Raw genomic sequence first — 22,067 nt, forward strand, 5'->3', positions numbered from 1 at the left:
CTTTTTATATAGGATATATACATGATTGAAGTAAGAGAGCTTAAAAAAGAATATAGGACTGGTGACTTCATCCAGAAAGCACTAGATGGTGTATCGGTCACATTCAGGGACAATGAGTTCGTAGCAGTTCTAGGACCATCTGGTTCTGGTAAGACTACGCTGCTCAATATCCTCGGCGGTCTCGATACTGCTGATTCAGGTGAGATTATCATAAACGGTACGTCGACTAGGGAGTATAAGTCCGCTGATTGGGATACATACAGGAACCATAGAATTGGATTTGTATTCCAGAGCTACAATCTAATACCGCATCAGACGGTGAGGGCTAACGTAGAGCTAGCTATGACATTGACTGGTGTAGGTGCCGAGGAGAGGCGCGCGAGAGCTGAAGAGGCACTTGATAAGGTTGGGCTTAAGGGCCATGAGAACAAGAAGCCGAGCCAGCTTTCTGGTGGGCAGATGCAGCGAGTGGCGATTGCAAGAGCACTTGTAAATAATCCCGAGATTGTACTAGCGGATGAACCGACAGGTGCGCTAGATACTGAGACTGGTATCCAGGTTATGAACCTGTTACAGGAGATTGCCAAGGATAGGCTCGTAATCATGGTTACACATAACCCTGCACTTGCTGAGCAATATGCAAATAGGATTATCATGCTTAAAGATGGTTCGATTCTCGAAGATAAAAAGCCTGTTACAGCAGAGGAACTAAAGAGTAGCGCAAGAACGAAAATAGGCGAATCGGATGCCGGAACTAAGACTTCGATGAGCTTTCGAACAGCTCTTTCACTTTCATTCTCCAACCTGATGAGCAAGAAGGGACGTACGGCTCTAACGGCTTTTGCTGGCTCTATCGGTATTATTGGAATCGCAGCTATCCTTGCGCTATCAAATGGAGTAAACGGGTACATAGCCAAGGTCGAGGAAGATACGCTCTCGTCATATCCGCTCACTATTTCCAAGAATGCAGCGGATATATCGAGTATGTTTGCAGGAATGTCTGGAATATCGAAGGAAAAGGATAAAGATACTGATAAAAGCTCGTCCTCTGATGCAGAAAGCGTCTCTGGGTCAGATGATGGTTCAGAGGCACATAACGGTTCAGATAGGTCAAAGAGTGCAGCCAAAGCCGAGAATACAGAAATCAAGCAGAGAAACGTGCTCGGCAACGTCTTTGGCAGCACAAGAAAAAATGACCTAGTTGCCTTCAAGAAGTATCTTGACTCAAAGGGCAACAAGGTCCGCCGAAACGCCTCTGTGATAACATACAACTACGGAATCACACCGCTTATCTACCAGACCAAGAGTGAATCAGATGCAGTGCAGGTCAATTCGACTGATGGTATGGATGCGAACTATGAAAGCTTTGGAATCCAGAATTCGAGCAATACGGGCTTCTACCAGATGCTCGATGATGAAAAGCTTCTGAAACAGCAGTACGAGGTAGTAGCTGGAAAGTGGCCTAAGGAGTCAACAGAAGCAGTGCTCGTTTTAAACAAGGATGGCTCAATCCCTGATTTCACTTTATATCAGCTCGGATATTACGACCGTAAAGAGTATGACCGCGCCATGATCAAGTACAGAGAGACGGGAAAGCTTGAGATGAACACAGAGAAGCAAAAGCCTTTTAGATACAGAGATGCTCTAAAGCTTAGCTACAGTGTGATTTCTCCGGGCGAGATATATTCATATAACTCTCCAACTGGCACATGGCTCAATCAGTCTAAGAACAAGGCGTTCATGGCCGGCAAGCTGGAGAATGGAATCAAGCTTAAAGTTGTAGGTGTAATTAAGCCGAACGGCAAGACTAGATCCAATGCCCTTCAGCCAGGTGTCGGATATCTGCCATCCTTAACTTCGCAGATTATCGACAGAATGAAGGATGCAGATATAGTTAAGCAGCAGCTTGCAAATCCTGAAGTTGATGTATTTACAGGCAAGACATTCGAAGCGCTCAAGGAAGAAAATGGGGCGTCGTTCGATATGAGCAAATTGTTCAGCATAAATCAATCCATGCTGGCGAGCGCATTTAAATTCGATGCATCAAAGCTTCAGAAAGCATTTGGTATGAGTCCGCTGGCGAATATCGACTACTCTAAGGCGTTGTCCAAAGTCAATACGACGAGCCTAGCCCAGAACATGATGAGCGACATCATGCAGGAACTGGCAGAGTTCCCAGCATATCTGCAGCAACAAAATATCACTCTGACTCCAGCCGAGCAGTCGATGATAACCACAGAGACGAGTCAGCTCATCGCAACACTGCTCGCTGGTTATCCGGCATTTGCAAGCGACTATGCGAATAATCATCCAGGTGCAGCACAGAGCGAGATAATAAACGCATATCTATCGAGCACTAATTCGAGGACAGCAATTTCAAGCACTGCAACCCGCATAGCACAGAATCTTAATAGAAGTGATCTTCGGGGAACGATTGAGAGAGCACTTACCAATTACATGCAGGGTAGGATGGCCAAGATTATGGGTAGATTCATGAATCAAGTGATGACCGAGATGCAGAAGCAACTAGGCGCGCAGATTAGCAGTGGTGCGACTATGAACGGTGATATGGCTAGTGCTATGAAGAGTGCATTTAGTGTTAATCCTTCGGCGTTTGCAAAAGCATTTTCGCTGAATATGGATCAGACGCAGATGGCAGCACTGTTCTCGCAGTTCATGAATAACGGCATCGTTACATACGATTCTAACCTCAAGAAGATGGGATATGCGGACAAATCAAACCCTGAATCTATTTCGATATATCCGAGCAGCTTTGAGCGCAAGGATAAGGTAATCGAGGGCATAGATAGCTATAATGCCCGTATGAAGAGGTCTGGACACAAGTCGCGGGTCATCACATATACGGATATCATGGGCACGCTAATGTCTTCGGTCACAGATATAATAAATATGATAAGCTATGTGCTAGTGGCATTTATCAGTGTGTCACTGATTGTAAGCTCAATCATGATAGGAATTATAACCTACATATCTGTACTTGAACGAAGAAAAGAGATTGGAATTCTGCGTGCAATGGGTGCGTCGAAGCGAAATATTGCAAATATTTTTAATGCTGAGACATTTATCGAGGGTCTGCTATCTGGAGTGTTTGCGATACTCTTCGTATACCTCGTGAGCATTCCGATTAATATGGTCGTTCTATCATCCTTTAATGTCGAACGAATTATGAGGCTGCCGATTGGTGCAGCACTCGTACTGATAGGGATATCTGTATTCCTAACATATATAGCTGGACTGATTCCTTCTAGGTCAGCGGCTAAACGCGATCCAGTGGAGGCACTCAGAAGCGAGTAATCACGAATATAAAAATTAATTATTAAAATAGCGTTATGAATTTATAATTTTCATAATGCCGAAACCATCATCTAAAGCGTGAGTTCTACGGCACTAGAGACTTTTAGGTCAGGTGCTTAGACTTGCGCTTTCTTGTTATATGCATAAAAGTATATTATGATTACAGGTAACCTATGCACGGGGGTATTTTACAAAGAGGAGGTAGAATATGACAGGTTATAAGAAAAGAACAGTCATATTGATAATCGGCCTGATAGCTCTACTTGGGCTTGTGGGCTGTGGAAAGAAAGGCGAATATGGCAGCTTGTCTGAAGAAGAGAAGATCGACAAGGGACTGGATGCTTTCGAGCATCTCAAGAATGGAAAAATTGAGATGAAGAACCATCTTAAGTACGAATTGAAATCGCCACAGGAGGGGCAGCAGTCAAAGTTCGACGCTACTCTCACCTTTAAGGGGGATTTTGAAGAGAGCCCAGACCATCTGCTTGGTGTTTACTATGATGGTAAAAACAAAAATGATTTCTATAACGATGCGATCTCACATTACTCAAAAAATGTAAACGATTCAGAGTGGGTTAATTACACAGAAAACTCAAAGAGACTTCGTTATCGCAAGCCGATTGGAATAAATAGAGAAGCTATTGAATTCCTGAAGACGAAGAAAAAGGACATAAAGGTCACAGACGATAAGGATAGCTTTACACTCGTATATGAGACTGACGACGTGAAGTTGCTCGGGGCTAACGGGGATATACTAGTTGGCGGAAGCTACAACGGACCTATTTACACCGATAATGATACGAATGACAAATTGAAGATTGAGCTTACCGTCTCTAAGAAAGGATTTAAACCTATGTCGGTTAAGTACACATGCGAACAGGAAAGCCCTCAGATAACTGTTAATTTTAAGGGTAGCTTCAAGTATTCCAAGCAAAATTCAGGTGTACGAGTTGAGGTTCCAAGCGGCATCAGCAACGCCGCAAGTAAGTAGAAAGGGGGATTATGATGAACAAGATACAGAAAGTAGTTGTGATTGCATTCGCGTTTGTTTTGAGCTTATCCCTCATGTCTTTTAAGAAGAGTTCGGGATCTGATGTAAATACTTTTATCGATAAGCTGCGTAACGCAAAGAACTTAGAATACGAAGTTACCGTATATAACAAGAACAGCGCTGCTAACAAGTATATGAAGAAGTTCAGCTCCGATACGACCATCAGGCAGGGTCAGATTCAATTCGACCCACAGGTATTCAGCGAGTATGTGTTAAGCGGATATGGCACTACTAACGAGGATGGCAGGATAGCGAAGGCGAAACGTATATTTGCAAGTGCCGACGACCTGAACAGCTATGCGAGAATCTATTCTCCAGAGCCTAATAAGGGGTATAAAGGATTTACCTCACCAAAGGAAAACGGATGGGTGTGGATAGATAAGGACGATGTCGCTGCTCCTGAGGTCGGCCGTAGCGAAGACATTCTTAAGCTATATGAGAAGTATGCTAACAAGTTTAAGAAGACAGAAGATGATAACTATATATACCTTGATTACAGTGGCGATGTATCTAAAGACTTTGAACAGGTGGGTAAAGCACAGCAGACATTCGCAGATAATAAGGTATTTAAATCAGGTAAACAGTACATTAAATCGGTAAAGCTTCGCATACACCTTGTGATAGCTAAGAAGGATAAGGCTACCGGTGAAAAAATGGTGCCAAGCGAGGCTCGCATACAGATTAAGGCAAAGGGCGAGACCGATGGAGTAGGAGCTAAACTAGCAAGTGAGGATAATTTCATAGTTTCCTATCGCGATATTAATAAAATTAATAGTATCGAGAAGCCTGCAGGAATTTAAGCTGCTTCGGATTATTATAGCTTATACACGATTGAAAAACTGTACAAATTAGGTTATGATTATAAGCAACCTATGCACGGGGTATTTTACAGATAGGAGGTAGAATATGACAGGTTACAAGAAAAGAACAGTCATATTGGTTATCAGCTTGATCGCTTTGCTTGGGCTTGCTGGATGCGGACAGTCTGGCGGCAATGGAAGTGGCGAGAATCTAACCAAAGAACAGAAAATTGATAAGGGGCTAGATGCCTTTTACAATCTAGATGACGGAAAAGTTCAGATAGAAGTTAGGACTGACTATGTCCGCCACCAACCATCAGAGGGACAGAAGGCAGAAGGCTTTAATAAGTACTCTTATAAGGGAACCTTTGAGATGGGTCCAGTTAGAGCCCGCGGAAAGCTAAACTATGAAAATGATTCTAAAAAGGGGTCTAGAGAAATCTACGGAACCGACGGGGCAGAATTTAAAAAAGAAAAAGGCGATAAGGACTGGAAGCAGGATATTTATACCAGTAAGTGGCGCAATCAGCCAACTGGATTCAACCGCGATTTCATCGCTTTTCTACAAACAAAGAAGAAAGACATCACAGTTAAAGAGGATAAGAAGACTTACACACTTCGCTTTGAGTCGACTGATATAAAGCTTCAAGATGAAAATGTTGACCTCTTCTTTGGTGCAATGTTCAGGCCAATCATTGTTAGCTCTAGTACCGACACAGGAAAGATGGTTGCTGAATTAACCGTTTCTAAGGAGGATAATAAGCCACTGTCATTCAAGTACACTTGTAATTATGATAGCAGCACAGTTAGCGGTAAATTCAAGGGCGTGGCAAAATATAGCGAGCAGAACACCGGCATTCGTGTTGAAGAGCCTAAGGGCATTGATAAGGCTAAAGGTTACTAGGGAGGGGCAATAAAATGAGACAGAAACGAAAAATAGTTTTAGTAGTCATCGCCATGATGATGGTCCTAACCCTTTCAGCTTGTGGTGGAAAAGGTGATGTTAAGACATTTGTAAAGAAGATGCAAAAGGTTGAAAACCTTGATTATGAGATCCATACATATAGGAGATACGTAGCATCTCAGGGATCAGATAGACTGTTTAGGGGAGAGTCACAGGTTAGACAAGGTAAGATGCAGCTTGACCCGCAGGTCTTCAGCGAATATTACTCAGAAGGTAGTTCTGAGGTTCAGGAACCTGAGGATATTGATGAGCACTTGATAAGATTTGGAAGTTCGGACTTCATATTTAAGAGTGATAAGATATACTCCCCAAAGCCTAAGAAGGTATATATCGGCTCATCTTCGGTAACTAATAATTATGAGTGGGTCTGGAAAGAGGCAAAGGATATAAATCCTCCAGAGATAGGTAATAGCAAGACTTTCTTAGATATATACGAGAAATATGCGGACAAGTTTAAGCTGACTGAGGACGAGAACCATTACTATCTTGATTATAAAGGTGATGTGAGCAAAAATCTGGATCAGATGGCTAAGCTTCAGGTAGCGATTATTCCTAAAAGCAAAATGCTTAAACAGGGTAAGAAAGATGTAAAGTCTTGCAAGATTGAAATTCACCTCGTGATGAAGAAGGGCAAGGGCGGGCCAACTCCTTATCAGACAAGGATAAAGCTTTTTACCAAGATGGACGTGCCTGAAATTGGAGGAGCAATCGACAACGAGGATTACTATCAGGCATATTACCGTGACATCAACGATGTGAAGGAAATCAAGAAGCCTCATGGATTTGATGCAAGCAAGGTGAAGAAGTCGCAATTCTAGGGCTTTGTTGTGGCTGATTGTATGTAATCGACAGATTAGGTCAGTAAAAATGGACTAAAGCCGATAAAACAGGCTAAAACCGAATAACTGAAGAGGAAGCCTGCGCGTGAGCGCGGGCTTTTTGGTGTGGGAAATTTGGGAATGCAATATGGAATAAGTGTGCTAAAAAGGAGAGTGGGGTGTGTTATAATTCGTTATATGTTCATGTAAGGATGTCTTTAACAGATGGAGCGATAAAGTATGACTGCAAAATTACCTTATGATAAAACAGATCCTAAGAGCATTGAAAGATATGCTAAAAAACTTATAGGTAAAACATTTCAAGATGTATTGAATGAAAGCATTTACAGTAATAGTAAGGTTGGTGATGAATCTGGTAAATATGGTGATGAAAAAAGGAAGGGTGGCTTAGGCAATCTACTTGAAAAGTATTACTTTGGATACGAAGTAAATTCCGATTCTGAGCCAGATTTTAAAGAGGCTGGTGTCGAATTAAAGGTTTCTCCTTACGAAGAAAAGAATAAAGGTGGTTATAAAGCTGGTGAGCGCCTGGTACTTACCATGATTAATTTCAATAAAGAAGTTGAGCAAGATTTCTACAAATCTCATGTTTGGGAAAAGTGTAAATTAATGTTGCTAATATACTATTTTAGGGATAAGGCGATAAAAAACAATTTAGATTATCATATTGATTACGCAAAGCTATTTGAGATACCTGAAAAAGATATGAACATTATCATCAATGATTATAAGATTATCATTGATAAAATTTTGCAGGGTAAAGCTCATGAAATTTCTGAGGGCGATACGATGTATCTAGGGGCATGCACTAAAGGCGCAACTGCAGCGAAAAGCTTAGTATCCCAAAGATATAATGAAAATGTTAAAGCAAAGTCTAGGGCATTTTGTTTAAAAAACTCATACATGACAACGGTGCTAAATAACTACTTGATGGCAGACGAGTGTACCGATGCAGCGGAATTTGCATCGGAAAAGGAGTTGGAAGCTAAAAGTATTTCCGAAATAATACAGGATAGACTAAACAAGTATATCAACTGGAACGAAGATAGAATTGCTAGTAAGCTTGGACTTGATATAAATAAGAAAAACAAAAGCTATGAAGCTATCATCGTAAAGCATATGCTTGGTGTCAATGAACTGGAAGATGAGAAAATAGATGAATTCCAAAAAGCTGGAATAAATGTTAAAGTGGTCAAGTTTAAAAAACATGGAAAGCCAAATGAAAATATGAGGCTTGAAGATATTAATTTTATTAACCTAGATAAAGAACCATTTGATGATGAGATAAAAGATGAAGAAGGAAATGATATAGGTTGGGAAGCTTCAAGGTTGTATGAAATTTTAGGAAATAGGAAGTACCTATTTGCAGTCTTTTGGGAAGATGAAGAAGGTGCTACTTTTAAAGGGTGTCAATTGTGGGCGATGCCAGATGACGATTTAGAAAAAGTTAAAGCTGCATGGAAAGAACTAAAAATCAAAATTAGAAATGGTGTAGAATTTGAAGTAAATGGAAATATAGTAACCAATAATTTGACTAAGAGCAGTGAAAATGGCATATTTCATGTTAGACCTCATGCGAAAAATTCATTCTACAAATTCACTGATGGTACAGAAATTGGCAATGGGAACATTAGCGACACTGACTTATTACCTAGTGGGGATAGAATTACAAGACAGGCGTATTGGTTAAATCGATCATACATTAATAGCCAATTAGAAGACACGCTAATAAGACATCATTAAGTAAAAAAAGGCATGATCCGGTGTCTGCCGGTGCTAACATTTTTAGCCTTTTAAAAATATTAAGCGAGCTGACTACTAGATAGTCAAAGGAGGGCGTAATGAACAAAACAATATGCGAGCTTTTTGCTGGAGTCGGTGGCTTCAGATTAGGCTTTGAGCGACTAAATTCAGGCTGGGAAACTAAATGGTTTTCTCAATGGGAACCAGGAGCAAGAACTCAGTGGGCACATAATTGCTATGTTGAACACTTTGGAGATTCACCAGATATCAAGGGTGAATACCACACAGGTGAAGACATAAGTGATATGAAAAAAGAGAATATTCCAAATCATACACTTCTCGTGGGTGGGTTTCCGTGTCAAGATTATAGCGTTGCACACTCTCTGTCCTCTTCAAAAGGGCTAGAAGGGAAAAAGGGTGTTCTTTGGTGGCAAATCAGAGACACAATAATCGCTAAAGAGCCTCCATTTTGTATATTTGAGAATGTAGATAGGCTTTTGAAGTCCCCAGCAAAGCAAAGAGGTCGAGATTTTGGAGTAATACTTGCATGCCTTAATGAACTGGATTATTCCGTAGAATGGCGTGTAGTTAACGCGGCAGAATATGGAGCGTCACAGAGAAGGAGACGAACATTTATTTTCGCATATAAGAATGATACAAAGTATGGAAAAGTACAATCAGAATATAATGCGGAAAATATTATGTTATCTGAAGGTCTTATGGCTAAAGCATTTCCAGTAAATGCAGTAGAGAGTATTACACATTCTAAGTTAGATTCAGATGTAGTATCCGTATCAGACCACTTTAAATTTGATTTTAAACGTGGAGGATACATGACAAATGGGGAAATATATACAGCGAATGTTCAGGAGGAAAAAGAAGAACCAACACTATTAGGAGAAATACTCGTTTCTAATGCAGATGAAAAGTATTTTATAACAGATGATGAACGCATGAAAAAATGGGTTTATCTGAAAGGTGCAAAAAAAATTCCAAGAAAAAGTAAGGATGGACACGAGTATGTATTTTCCGAAGGGCCAATCGCATTCCCCGATCCTTGGGATAGACCCGGAAGAACGATGCTGACTAGCGAATCTACACTTAATAGAAGTACACATGTAGTTAGCGATCCTGGAACAGGCAAATTAAGAATTCTAACTCCAATTGAAACAGAGAGATTGCAGGGGTTCGATGACGATTGGACTAATACAGGAATGCCAGACAGAATGCGTTATTTCTGCATGGGTAATGCGCTTGTTGTACCAATGGTAACTAGAATGGGAAAAGTTTTAGACGATATTATTGAAAATGAGAATTAGCTAGAAAAATCCTTGCCTAAACTTATAGGTAGGGATTTTTAGTATGGTAAGTATCTAATGTTTCGCACAACCTTTTCCTCCAACCTTCACAGTTCGCCGAGGATTATCAAGTAAAATGTAGCCATAATTTAAAAGATAATTCACAGTACACATAAAGGGATTTGGAGGACATAGATGAACATTTACAAAGGACTAAAGCAGAGAAGAAGCTACTACCAGCTTAACAAAGAGCTACCGGTGAGCACGGATGAGATTCATGCGCTCATAGATGAAGTGACGGAGCTAGTCCCTGATGCGTTCAACATGAAGAGTGCGCGCGTGGTCGTTGCGCTCGGTGAGAAGCAGGATGAGCTGTGGGACGGCATCTATGATGTGTTTGGCGGCAAAGTTGCGAGAGAGAAGATCGATGGGTTCAAGGCTGCGGCAGGGACGATTCTGTATTTCTACGATGAAGAGGTAGTGCGTGGATTACAGGAGAAGTTTGCTGCATATGCTGAGAACTTTCCAGTATGGGCGAATCAGGCTAACGGTATGCTTCAGATAAATATCTGGAGTGCGCTGCGTGAGCTAGGTGTTGGTGCGAATATTCAGCACTACAATCCTGTTATCGATGATTTCGTGCGTGAGAAGTTTGGACTGCCAGAGAGCTGGAAGCTCGTTGCTCAGATGCCATTTGGTGGAATCGTTATGGAGCCAGCGCCGAAAGATAAAGAGGATATATCGGAAAGAGTTAAGTTCTACGAATAGTGGATTTTAACGTAAATATTTATGAGCAAAGAAACCGTGGGAATCTTCCTGCGGTTTTTTATTACAAATTTTGTGCTAAAGGGAACTGGAAAGTGTGTAATAATTAGTTGACCTTATATAACAGTGTTGCTGATTGAATTTAATCAAGGGAATATAACAGAAATTGTATTGCAAAAAGCAATACAATAGTTCATAATTTCTAAAAGGAAGGTGGTAAATATGTCAGCAACAAAGAATGCAAGTGTTAATGTGAGAATACAGAAAGATATCAAGAAGCAAGCGGAACAAATACTGGAAACTATTGGAGTTCCAACAGCAACTGCGATAGATATGTTTTATAGACAAATAATATTAAATAATGGCATTCCGTTCTCTCTAACCATTCCGAATAATGTTCCAGTCAGAGAAAATATGAATGATAATGATTTTAATTTAATTATGAGAACTGGATATATGCAGGCTGCGGAAGGCAAATCAAAGGATGTAGATGAGGTGTTTGATATTCTTGAGAAAGGAATATGATGCGGCAATACAGAATTTACATTACTGAGCAAGCAGAGGGACAGTTGTCTAAATTATAAAATGCAAAAGGAAGCGCTATGCGGTTCCTTCTTTTAATGCCTAAATATATTGGGGCACTACAAAAAATAGAGTTATAGGACAAAACGAGTTGGTAAAAACACGGAATTTCCTTGAGAAGTCAACGAGTGTAGGGAATATATCTTCTTTTTTAAATGCTATTGACATATATATCGAACCACGATATACTCTATATATCGAGATGCGATATATCAAAGCTTGATATAGGAGGAGCAAATGGATTCAAAGCTAAAGAGGGTTTACGTTCCAATGTCGGAGACAGCCTTTTATATACTGTTCTGCCTGCAAGAGCCTCAGCACGGATATGGCATAGGGCAGGAGGTAAAGGCGATGACGAAAGGCGAAGTCAGCATAAGCCCTGGGACGATGTACGGAACACTTTCTAAGATGGAGAAAGATGGATTAATTAGGTTCGTTAGTGAGGCGGAGAAGCGCAAAATTTACGAGATTACAGAACTTGGACGTGAGATTCTCACCACCGAGATGAATCGCATTAAGCGAATATATATCAACAGTATTGGAGATGAATACAATGGGTAAGAGACAGACAAAGATTAGATTTTTTACAATAGCAGATTACAACGAAGAGCAGGCATGGCTTGAGGAACAGCACGAGAATGGATGGAAACTAGTAAAGGTTACGGCACCATGCTTTTTTACATTCGAAGAGTGCGTGCCCGAAGAGGTTTCGTACAGGCTAGAATTTAACCAGACTAAGGCAACCGACGATTACCTCCAGATGTATGAGGATTACGGCTGGGAATATATAGGTGGATGCATGAACTGGAGCTATTTCAGAAAGCCTGTAGTTGAAAGCACTGCAGAAGGAGAAAATGAGATATTCTCCGACGATGAGTCGAGGCTGAATATGATAGACAGAATCGTACATACCAGACTTATACCTGTAATTGCAGCACTGATTCCGGTAATTTCAATCAATATGAGGAGTATGCTGGAAGAGTCTGGTGTGTGGTATGGCTCCGCGAGAGGAGTGGTGAACATCGTACTCATAGCGATTCTTGCTGCCGATATCTGCCTAGTTTCACACTGCTTGAGGAAGTTCAGAAAGCTTAAGAAGAACCTGTAGCCAAAGCGCTATACTTATAGAAACATAAAAAAAGCACACAGCCCGACTATTTCGGGAGCTGTGTGCTTTTGTTCGTCTGTAGTTACTATTCCGACATCCGGTATTAAGTGCCGCCAGTTGATATGTCTAAACTAGTACTTCGCCGTGCATACCCGCCGGGACCTCGAGTCCCATGAGTGTCAGAAGTGTTGGCGATATATCTGCCAGCTTGCCATGGGGTACTTTGAAGGCTCTAGGCTCGTTTGCGATATGGCACAGCGGAACTGGTGATAGCGAGTGCTTAGTCACAACATTATCCTTATCATCCAGCATGTAGTCAGCATTTCCATGGTCGGCTGTGAGTAGGATCTGACCATCCTTAGATAGAACTCTGTCTACAATCTGCTGTACGAGTCCATCAAGCGTCTCTATAGCACTAACTGCTGCATCGAAAACTCCTGTATGACCTACCATGTCAGGGTTTGCGAAGTTTAGTATGATGAGGTCGTACTTATCCGAGTCGATCGCTTCGAGCACCTTTTCAGTCAATAGTGGAGCGCTCATCTCTGGCTGAAGATCGTAAGTAGCCACCTTCGGAGATGGAATCAAGATGCGGTCTTCGCCTTTAACTGGAGCTTCGACACCGCCGTTAAAGAAAAATGTCACATGTGCGTACTTCTCAGTCTCGGCTATGCGGAGCTGCGTTAGACCTGCGGCTGACACCACCCCTCCGAGAGTCGGTTCAACGACTTCTGGTGGGAACGCGACTTTTACATTAGGCATCGACGCATCGTACTCAGCCATGCACACGTACACGAGATTCGATAAAATTTTCTTCCTTGCAAATCCATCAAAATCAGGATCCACGATAGCACGAGTTATCTCGCGTGCACGGTCAGGTCTGTAGTTGATGAATATAACCGAGTCACCGTCTTTGATTGGTGTTTCATCGACGATTGTTGGGAGCACGAATTCGTCAGACTCGTCCTTGTCATATGATATCTGAATCGCTTCAGCAGGAGAAGCTGCCTTGACCCCTTCAGAAAGTGTAAGTGCGTCGTACGCTAGCTCGAGTCTCTCCCAGCGCTTATCCCTATCCATAGCATAGAAACGGCCAGAGATAACTCCGATTCGGCCTAGTCCAAGCTCAGAGAATTTCTCCTCGAGAGCACTCAGGTAGGTCATAGCGCTACGAGGCGGTACGTCGCGGCCATCGAGGAAGCAGTGAACCACTACATCCTTGATACCTGAACGCTTTGCGAGCTCGAGAACTGCGTAGAGGTGTTCGAGCTTACTGTGTACGCCACCATCTGAGCATAGTCCCATTATGTGAAGGGTGTGGCCTGAAGCGGAATTTTCCATGGACTCAAGCAGCACCTTGTTGTTATAAAATTCGCCAGTGCTAATCGACCTATTGATGCGAGGAAGGTCCTGCAGCACAACGTTTCCGGCACCTATATTGGTGTGTCCAACCTCGGAGTTGCCGATTTGCCCGTCAGGAAGTCCGACGAATTCACCGCTCGCCTCCAGGGTGATGAACGGGTATTTTGCAAAAAGCGCATCGAGATGAGGTTTTTTAGCGGCAGCAATAGCGTTGCCGTGCGATTCTTCGCGGATTCCGTAGCCGTCGAGAATCATCAGCATTGTTGGTCTATTTTTAATCATTGCTATCCTCCTATAGATATATCCAAGTATACACAAGAGCTGTGTTTATTTCTAGGAGCTGAAGTATTGATTTATAGTTTATAATTGTGATTAAAATCTGTGTTTCCAGTATTACTTGGGGTTTGCACGCGATAATAAACATCATATAATAGTAGCATCATTATTTTAAGGAGAACGGAAGATGGCAGACGTCAGATTTACGCCTGATCAGCAAAGGGCAATCGATACTATCGACAAAAGCATTCTCGTATCGGCCGCAGCTGGTTCCGGCAAGACGGCAGTGCTCGTTGAGCGCATCATCAATATCATAGTTCAGGGTAAGGCGGATGTTGACCGCATGCTTGTCGTGACTTTTACCAATGCCGCGGCATCCGAGATGAGGCTAAAACTGACTAAAGCGATTAACAAGGAAATCAAGGCAGCTAAAACTTCTGACCCCGAGAGATCAGAGAGGCTCAGGCAGCAGCTCGGTAAGATGTATAGGTCGTACATATCGACGGTACATAGCTTTTGTAACCGAGTTATCAAGGAATTTTTCTACCTGACTGACCTCGAGCCGAACTTCAAGATATGTGATAGCCTCAAGGCTGAAATCATGAAGATGGAAGCTATCGAAGAGGTGTTTGAACAGGGATTTGAAGAGGATAATTTTATAGAAGGGGGCTCATTTCGTGAGTTTTTAGACCGCTATAGTAAGGAGCGAGATGATAAGGGGTTAATGCAGGAGCTCGTCAAAGCATACGCGGATCTCAGGAGCATGCCAGATTATTTTGAATGGTCTGAGCGCATGGCTGAGAAGCTTCGCATACCGGAGAGCGGCGACTACCGAGATAGCGATTTATATAGAGAGCTGTGGGCAGATGCAAGGAAGGTCGTGGATGATGCCCTTCACGAAGCACTTGGATTGCAGGAGTATCTGATCGCACTTAATTTGCCCAATACGGCAGCGAAGCTTGACTCCGAGATAGGTGCCTTTCAGACTTTGGCAGATGCTATCAAGTCTATTTGTGATAGAGGAGAGCTGGCTAAAGGTGCTGAAGAGGTTGTTTCTAAGGTTTTCCAAAATCCTATTTTCGGTAAGTTTGCTGGCGGAAAGGGAGAAACAGAGGTATATAAGTCGGTATCTGCTGATTGTAAGGCTAGAAGAGATACATATAAGAACAACTTCCAGAATTTCTTTAAGGAATACAATTTTGCAGAGCTCAAGACTTTATTCGAAGAGCAGGCGGAAACGTACAAATATACGATGTATTATTTGGCGCTACTCAAGGAATTTGAGCGCATTTATAGTGCCAAGAAGAGAGACCAGGGTGTTATCGACTACGGTGACATGGAACATATAACCGCAGGTATTCTCAAGAATGAAGAGGCAAGGAAGGTGCTCCGTGAACGGTTCGAATTTATATTCGTTGATGAATATCAGGACGTGAATACTCTGCAGGAATTCCTAATTGGCAGTGTAGCTCGAGAAGATAACGTGTTCAAGGTAGGGGACGTCAAGCAGAGCATTTATAAGTTCAGGCAGGCTGAGCCTCATATATTTGAGGAGACATCTAGGGCGTATAAAGACGAGCTTAATGAGCATGCAATTCAGATAAATCTCAACAAAAACTTCCGCAGCAACGGAGCCACGATTGACTACATCAACTATGTATTTCAAGATTTGATGGATGGCTATGACGATGACGAGAAGCTATATCAAGGACTTACGGGGCATCCTGAATATAACCTTAAGCCAGAGGTGCACCTGCTTCTAACTGAAATGGATGATTCAAGCGAAGGGGAGAGCTCAGATACAAGTTATACACCTCGAGGTTCTCAGCTGGTCGATATAGAAGGACCTGTAGCTGGCACTTTAGACGAGTCTGCTGAAGAAATCAAAGCTCTGTCCAAAGCAGAGATAGAAGCGATTCATGTTGCGGATATTGTCAGCAGTATCATCGGTACGGAATTCTACGATGGCAAGAGCGGCAAGGTTAGAAGAGCAACTCCTAGAGATATAGCCATACTGCTCCGTTCTACTAAGAATAAATCAGACATGTATTATAAGTCGCTGATGAGCAAGAGCATCTCATCCCATATCTCCGATGATGGTGGATATTTTGACACGGTTGAAGTAGCTGTTGCTATGGCGATACTTAAAATTGTTGATAACATGCATCAGGATATACCGCTCATATCCGTGCTCAGGTCAGAGGTGTTCGGGTTTACCCCAGAGCAGCTTGCTGAGATAAGAGCCTTTGCAAGAGAGAATCAGATTGCGGAAGCGAAGGAAAGAGAAGGGGATGTGCAGTACCAGAGGCAGTCATACTGCGATGCATTGCTTTTATACAGTGCAAATGGCAGTGACGATAGTTTAAAGTCCCGTGTAAATGAGGCACTCGCGACCATCGAGAAATGGCGTGTGCACAGCAAGATGATGCAGCTCGATGATTACATTTGGTACCTACTAGAAGATTCCAATTATTACATGTACGCAGGTGCTATGTATGGCGGCAGGCAGAGGCAGGCTAACCTAAGAGCGCTTGTCGAGAGGGCTGGAGCTTTTAGGATGTCGAGTATTGCCTCACTCAGCAGCTACATAAGCTATCTTGAGGTATTAAGGACCAAGAACGTAGAGATGGGACAGCCATCAATGGTCAGCGAGGAAGATGATGTTGTCAGGATAATGACCATCCATAAGAGTAAGGGACTCGAGTTTCCGTTCGTAATCGTAGCAGGCATGGGCAATCAGCTCAATTATTCGTCTGGCATCAAAGGCTTCCAATTCGACAACGAGCTTGGAATCGCCTTGGCGTACGTCAACCCAGACGAGCATTACTGGCGTAGAACGCTGATGCAGAAGAAGATAACAGCCAAGATTCGTGAGGATGAGTATCAGGAGCAACTTAGAGTCTTGTACGTTGCGATGACACGTGCTAGGGAAAAGCTATATCTTGTCGGCTGTGAGAAGACAGATGAGTTTGTGCTTGATGATATTCGCTCTAGAACTAGTTATTTTAAGATCATGGGAAAGCTTTGTGACTCTGGGCAATATAACGAGTATACCTCTACTGATATGCATGAAGTTAAGATGCCGTCGCTTCCACGAGGGGCAAATAATTTCTTGACCACTGATAAGATTCCGATGGATACCGAGCTAAGTGAAGAATATGAAGAGGTTAAGAGGCGTCTCGACTATGAGTATGCATATAAGGATGATCTTAATACCAAGGCGAAGTACTCCGTTAGTGAGCTTAATAAGGAAGCCAAGGATAGGGAGTCTTATAAGGGCAAAATAGAAGATAGAAATACAAGAATTGAGAGGCTAGCTAGCGCCGATGCAGCGAGCATTGGAACTGCTTATCACAGAATTATGGAGTTTGTGGATTTCAAGAAGGCAGTAAACGAAGCTGGTGAGTGCGATAAGTCTTATATAGCCGAAAGAGCTGAGACGCTTAAGGGGAATGGTGCTATCTCCGAACCAGTGTTTAAAGCTTTGGATCTTGGAAAGGTATATGCGTTCTTTGAGACTGAAATAGGAACGCGGGCTTGTGCAGCAGCTAGAGAGGGCTTGCTATCTAAGGAAAAACCTTTTACATTAAGGGTAGAACGAAGGGGTAAAAGTGTACTGGTTCAGGGTATCATCGATTGCTACTTTAGTGATGGAGATGGACTGGTTCTGGTTGACTACAAGAGTAACAGACTTAGCTACAAGGATAGAGAAGCTGACATTGAGCGCATAAAGGAAGAGTATCGGGAGCAGATAAGTCTCTACAAGCGTGCTCTCGAGGAAGGTACGGGACTAAGTGTTAAGGAAGCATATCTGTATCTGCTAGATAAATCAATTACTATATCAATGTTATAACAAAGGGCGAATTCTGCAGAGAATTCTACATAGAAGAGAGGTAAAAAAATGTTCAGAAACCTTAGAAATGAGAAAAAAGCTATTTCAGAAGAGGCTGCAAAGAAGCTGCTAAAAGAAGCCCCAAGGGGAGTTTTAGCAGTGAATGGCGACGATGATTATCCGTATGCGATCCCCGTCAACTATCTGTACGATGAACACAAAGGTCGTATCTACTTCCATAGCCTGCGTGGAGGATATAAGGTAGAGTGTATGGAGAGATGTGACAGGGTATGCTTTACCGTATATGGAAATGAGCAGATCAGGGAAGAGGCGTGGGCACCGTTTGTACAGAGTGCGGTTGTGTTCGGAAAGTGCCATCCAATTGAAGATAGAGAAGAGATGTTTGAGGTGCTGAAAAACTTCGCTCTAAAATACTATCCAAGCGAGGAACTCGTGCACCGCGAGATAAAAGCAACTGGCCATGCTGTGCAGATGTACGAGATTGAGATTGAGCATATGACTGGTAAAGAAGTGCAAGAGAAATAAAGCTTGTATACATAAAAAACCATGTAATGGATAATAAATACCATTACTACTATTGAACCGATAATATTATGATGATAAAATGACACACGTCAGTTAGTTAATGTGAACTAACTAGCGTGTGTTTTTATGTTAAGTAAGCAAAGGGGAGATGGGAATATTTCTCAGCTACAGCTTACGTATAGTAGGAAAGGAAAAAAATAGATGGAGTATATCAAGAAGAGAAGTATATTGCTCGTAGCAATTCTTGTGCTCAGCATGGTTCTTGGAAGCATCAGCATAGTTTCAGCAGCAAGCAGAACACAGGATGTGTACAAGTCTTATGATATGTCTGTAAAATCTGGAAGCAGTGCATATGGGTATACTGACGGAAATAAGTGGAGTGCAGTATATGAGAAGGTTCTAGGAACTAATGGCACAACGCTTACACCGATATGGTATTCGGCTGATGGTTCTAACTATTACCCAGTAGAGGTATCCAGAGTTTATCAGTCTGGTGGATATGTATACACGTTCAAGGCCAATGGAGCAGTTCTATACACGGGTCAAAATGCAGTTATGAATCCTGCAATTATCGCAAAACTTTATGATAAGAAACTTACTAAGACTATATACAGCGGAACAGAAACTGTTTCAAATCAGACATTTAACGGACCTGTTGAGGTAGAAGCTGGAGCAAATATCACTTTTGACAACGTAAAGTTCAACAATGGTCTCACTACCTATGGAGTATCTAATGTTTCGAACAGTTCGTTTACTGATAGCACGGCTGTCAATAGAGGTAGTGGTAAGACTTATATAGCAGACACACATTTCGGCCACACCGCTAGCTCATCGAGCTTCTACGGACAGACTTCATCCGTAGTTGGAGTAAAGCTGAAGAGCAACCGCCTTTCAGACGCAGTAAAGGGCAAGGCATATGCTGAACTTCTTTCGTTCCCTGATTTTTCTTATACCTATTACCCAAGCTCGTATAGTGCAAGGGTAACTGCCAAGATGCATTATGACACAGTTAGTATCGTTGGTGCACTTCCAAGTGGTCTTGCAGCAAGCGCTGCAAACTATGATGCTACAGCTGAGAAGACAGATGTTAATATAACCGGGACACCTACGGCAGAGGGAATAGATCAACTATTCGATATTAATTTTACAGAAGGCGTTTCGAAACTAAATATCACGATTCCAATGTTAATTAATGTTAACGCATATAGCGTAGAGTATATGATTGTCGGAGATACCCCAAGTGGATACATGGCTCCAAGCACTGTAACTGGTGTAGGGTACGGCGAGACAGTTACACTTGAGGCGGCACCAAATAGCATTTCTGGACAAAAGAATGGCGTTAACGGCACATGGGAATTTTCCGGCTGGTCGACAGACAGAAACAATATAAGCACTACAAAGGTCACTACGGTAAATGTAACTCAGAACACTGTAGTATATGGGCAGTGGATATTTAAAGCAGATAGCACTTCTTCAGCTACTGTTACACCTGCTTCGGGAAACTCTAGCAGAAACAGTGCTCCTGCAGCCAATACCGTAAGCAAGCATAAGGTTCATAGACATGGACCAAAGACGGGTGATAGCAATGATATCGGCGGATACTTGCTAGTGCTCGGAGTTGCTTCGGCGATGTTAGCGGTCGTTTCAAAGCGCAAGGCTAACTAGTTAAGGATACTGTCCGTATAGCGATATACGATTATAAAAAATTAATAAAGCCTAAAGTAATAAGTTATAAATATGCTAGACGAGAAAATCGAGATTTGCTCAGGAATTGAAAAATCTTGGCTTTCTCGTTTTGTTTTGGAGAGTTGTTATGTATAATTTACTTATCTAGGTTACTATAAGTAGTAATTGCAAGAAAATCGCATACTATAAGGCAAGATGTAGGAGCATATGATGATAGAGATTAAAGACATCGGGAAATTTGAATCCGTACCAGAGATCGTAAGTGACATTGCAAATGGTGATGTAAATGCCTTAGAAGAACAGCTATCTAAGGGGTGGGACATCAATGAAGAGATAGTGCTTAGTAAGTACACGAGGCTTTTGCCACTTAACCTAGCTCTTATGATGAATAAATCCAAATCTATCAAGTGGTTAGCTGAACACGGAGCAAATCTAAACGATGAAGATAATCCAAGTTTTCTTACCGCAGTTAGGTACTCTGATGAGGAAACCATCAGATATCTGGTTTCTCAAGGCGCTGATGTCAATGCTGTTAACTCGGTAGAGACTGAAGCGTTTGAACAAGCTATCTTCGGAGAGAGGCTAGATAACCTAGCTCTAATCGATGAACTCGGTCATACAGTTAAGAAGTACGGTGGGGCAGCGTTTAGAAATTGCCTTGACAAGAGAAATTACGATATTGTTGAGTTTTTTATAAAAAACGGCGTCGATATAAACTATAATAAGCCCGATTCTATTTACCCGTTCAAGCCGACACCGCTCTGTGTAGCAGCGAGGTACGTTGATTTTGAGATGTGTAAATACCTCGTAGAACACGGTGCAGATGTGACTATTACAGAAAAAGATGGCATGAGACCGTACAGCATCGCTCTTGAGAAGGGTGATGACGAGATGGCGGAGTACTTTAAGGGGCTGGAACCAGCCGAGTTCCACAGTCTTCATAACAAGGTGGACGAACTGAAAGCTTACAAGCTTCCTAAGGCGATGATTGATTTGCTGCAAAGTGATAATCTGCATTTCGAACTTCCAAATTGTGATTTCGGTTACATCGACTTTTTTGAGCTCACCGAAACGATTCCTATGAAGATTGGTAGGCGTAAAGTGCTTAGGATATCTAAGTCAACTGGAGATTATAGCGATATATACGTAGTCTGGAATCCTAAGACTAAGAAGGTTGCCGTTTACGATGTTGAACACGAGGAACTGAAGGATCTATGTGGATGCAAGGATTTTATAGATGATATGGCAGGGCATCTGCAGAGAGTTCTGGAGGGAGAGCTATAAGGATGAATATAGTTGATAAGTCTAAGGAAATCGTAAAGTACATATGTGAGAACTTCGAAGAATGGGATTTGGATGACCCGATTGAAGAAGGAAATATCGATGACTATGAGACTGTGATTGGCGCAACGGAAGAAGAACTCAAGTCATTTGAAGAGGCTTTTGAAGTTGAGCTACCAGAGTCTTTTAAAGAGCTGTACAGATACAAGAATGGCAGTGGCTATATGTGCGCGTTACCATGCGCAATAGGTGAGCGCGATATGACGTTTTGCCTAATGAGCCTTGAGCGGATAACGAGTAGCAAGGGGTATTTTCAAAACAAGGATGCGCTTCTTGCTGACTATCCCGATTTCTTCTCAGCTCAAGATATTGAGCGCCTTAGTGATGGCAGAATTAAGCCGTATCTGTTCAACAAGAGATGGTTCCCATTCGCGGAGTACTGTGACAGCTGCTATCTGATGCTGGATATGAATCCTGGAGACGATGGGAAAGTCGGGCAGATAATTTGCTATATTCACGATCCTGACGAAGTGGTGTACGTGGCACCTAGCCTTGAGGAACTCATTTCTGAGGTTTATGAGGAGACGTGTTCATAGGAGCATAAAACAAATTTGCAATT

At 42.2% G+C, this 22,067-nt stretch carries 17 protein-coding genes; 16 read left to right on the top strand and 1 reads right to left on the bottom strand.

What is annotated here, in order from left to right; all coding sequences use genetic code 11:
* Positions 1–21: 21 nt before the first annotated feature.
* The 11 genes from C5Q96_RS08430 to C5Q96_RS08480 all read left to right on the top strand — a co-directional run bounded on the left by C5Q96_RS08430 (position 22) and on the right by C5Q96_RS08480 (position 12,465).
* On the top strand, positions 22–3,315 hold the full coding sequence (locus C5Q96_RS08430) for an ABC transporter ATP-binding protein/permease (RefSeq protein WP_106057932.1): 3,294 nt from the start codon (positions 22–24) through the stop codon (positions 3,313–3,315).
* 208 nt (positions 3,316–3,523) lie between these two features.
* Positions 3,524–4,306, top strand: coding sequence for a DUF6612 family protein (locus C5Q96_RS08435; protein ID WP_106057933.1), 783 nt, complete (start codon positions 3,524–3,526; stop codon positions 4,304–4,306).
* 11 nt (positions 4,307–4,317) lie between these two features.
* Positions 4,318–5,166 (top strand): hypothetical protein, encoded by an 849-nt coding sequence (locus C5Q96_RS08440; RefSeq protein WP_158696735.1) that lies wholly within the window; start codon positions 4,318–4,320, stop codon positions 5,164–5,166.
* Positions 5,167–5,272: 106 nt separating this feature from the next.
* Positions 5,273–6,070, top strand: a complete 798-nt coding sequence (locus C5Q96_RS08445; protein WP_106057935.1) for a hypothetical protein — start codon at positions 5,273–5,275, stop codon at positions 6,068–6,070.
* Between the two features lie 14 nt (positions 6,071–6,084).
* Positions 6,085–6,948 carry a DUF6612 family protein gene (locus tag C5Q96_RS08450; RefSeq protein WP_106057936.1) on the top strand — a complete coding sequence of 288 codons (864 nt, stop codon included), beginning with the start codon at positions 6,085–6,087 and terminating at the stop codon, positions 6,946–6,948.
* A gap of 240 nt (positions 6,949–7,188) precedes the next feature.
* Positions 7,189–8,712: a Sau3AI family type II restriction endonuclease gene (locus C5Q96_RS08455; protein ID WP_106057937.1), complete on the top strand. Its 1,524-nt coding sequence runs from the start codon at positions 7,189–7,191 to the stop codon at positions 8,710–8,712.
* A 98-nt stretch (positions 8,713–8,810) separates the two neighbouring features.
* Positions 8,811–10,031 carry a DNA (cytosine-5-)-methyltransferase gene (gene dcm, locus C5Q96_RS08460; RefSeq protein WP_106057938.1) on the top strand — a complete coding sequence of 407 codons (1,221 nt, stop codon included), beginning with the start codon at positions 8,811–8,813 and terminating at the stop codon, positions 10,029–10,031.
* A gap of 174 nt (positions 10,032–10,205) precedes the next feature.
* Positions 10,206–10,778, top strand: a complete 573-nt coding sequence (locus tag C5Q96_RS08465) for a nitroreductase family protein (protein ID WP_106057939.1) — start codon at positions 10,206–10,208, stop codon at positions 10,776–10,778.
* A 219-nt stretch (positions 10,779–10,997) separates the two neighbouring features.
* Positions 10,998–11,300, top strand: a complete 303-nt coding sequence (locus C5Q96_RS08470; protein ID WP_106057940.1) for a type II toxin-antitoxin system RelB/DinJ family antitoxin — start codon at positions 10,998–11,000, stop codon at positions 11,298–11,300.
* A gap of 294 nt (positions 11,301–11,594) precedes the next feature.
* Positions 11,595–11,918, top strand: coding sequence for a PadR family transcriptional regulator (locus C5Q96_RS08475; RefSeq protein ID WP_106057941.1), 324 nt, complete (start codon positions 11,595–11,597; stop codon positions 11,916–11,918).
* Positions 11,911–12,465, top strand: a complete 555-nt coding sequence (locus C5Q96_RS08480) for a DUF2812 domain-containing protein (RefSeq protein ID WP_106057942.1) — start codon at positions 11,911–11,913, stop codon at positions 12,463–12,465. The genes C5Q96_RS08475 and C5Q96_RS08480 overlap by 8 nt, the downstream gene beginning before the upstream one ends.
* A gap of 126 nt (positions 12,466–12,591) precedes the next feature.
* Here the strand turns inward: C5Q96_RS08480 and gpmI are convergent, their stop codons facing one another.
* Positions 12,592–14,109 carry a 2,3-bisphosphoglycerate-independent phosphoglycerate mutase gene (gpmI, locus tag C5Q96_RS08485; protein WP_205763997.1) on the bottom strand — a complete coding sequence of 506 codons (1,518 nt, stop codon included), beginning with the start codon at positions 14,107–14,109 and terminating at the stop codon, positions 12,592–12,594.
* A 181-nt stretch (positions 14,110–14,290) separates the two neighbouring features.
* On the opposite strand from gpmI, the gene C5Q96_RS08490 reads away from it, so the two are divergent.
* From C5Q96_RS08490 to C5Q96_RS08510, 5 genes are all read left to right on the top strand, one after another.
* The gene (locus C5Q96_RS08490; RefSeq protein WP_106057943.1) at positions 14,291–17,956 is read left to right on the top strand and encodes a UvrD-helicase domain-containing protein; all 3,666 of its coding nucleotides are present in this window, start codon (positions 14,291–14,293) and stop codon (positions 17,954–17,956) included.
* Between the two features lie 48 nt (positions 17,957–18,004).
* On the top strand, positions 18,005–18,481 hold the full coding sequence (locus C5Q96_RS08495; protein ID WP_106057944.1) for a pyridoxamine 5'-phosphate oxidase family protein: 477 nt from the start codon (positions 18,005–18,007) through the stop codon (positions 18,479–18,481).
* Positions 18,482–18,682: 201 nt separating this feature from the next.
* Positions 18,683–20,146: an SHIRT domain-containing protein gene (locus C5Q96_RS08500; protein WP_106057945.1), complete on the top strand. Its 1,464-nt coding sequence runs from the start codon at positions 18,683–18,685 to the stop codon at positions 20,144–20,146.
* Between the two features lie 231 nt (positions 20,147–20,377).
* Positions 20,378–21,451 (top strand): ankyrin repeat domain-containing protein, encoded by a 1,074-nt coding sequence (locus C5Q96_RS08505; RefSeq protein WP_106057946.1) that lies wholly within the window; start codon positions 20,378–20,380, stop codon positions 21,449–21,451.
* 2 nt (positions 21,452–21,453) lie between these two features.
* Positions 21,454–22,044: an SMI1/KNR4 family protein gene (locus C5Q96_RS08510; RefSeq protein ID WP_106057947.1), complete on the top strand. Its 591-nt coding sequence runs from the start codon at positions 21,454–21,456 to the stop codon at positions 22,042–22,044.
* Positions 22,045–22,067: the final 23 nt, after the last annotated feature.

This window comes from Mogibacterium diversum (assembly GCF_002998925.1).
In the GTDB taxonomy this organism is placed as follows: domain Bacteria; phylum Bacillota; class Clostridia; order Peptostreptococcales; family Anaerovoracaceae; genus Mogibacterium; species Mogibacterium diversum.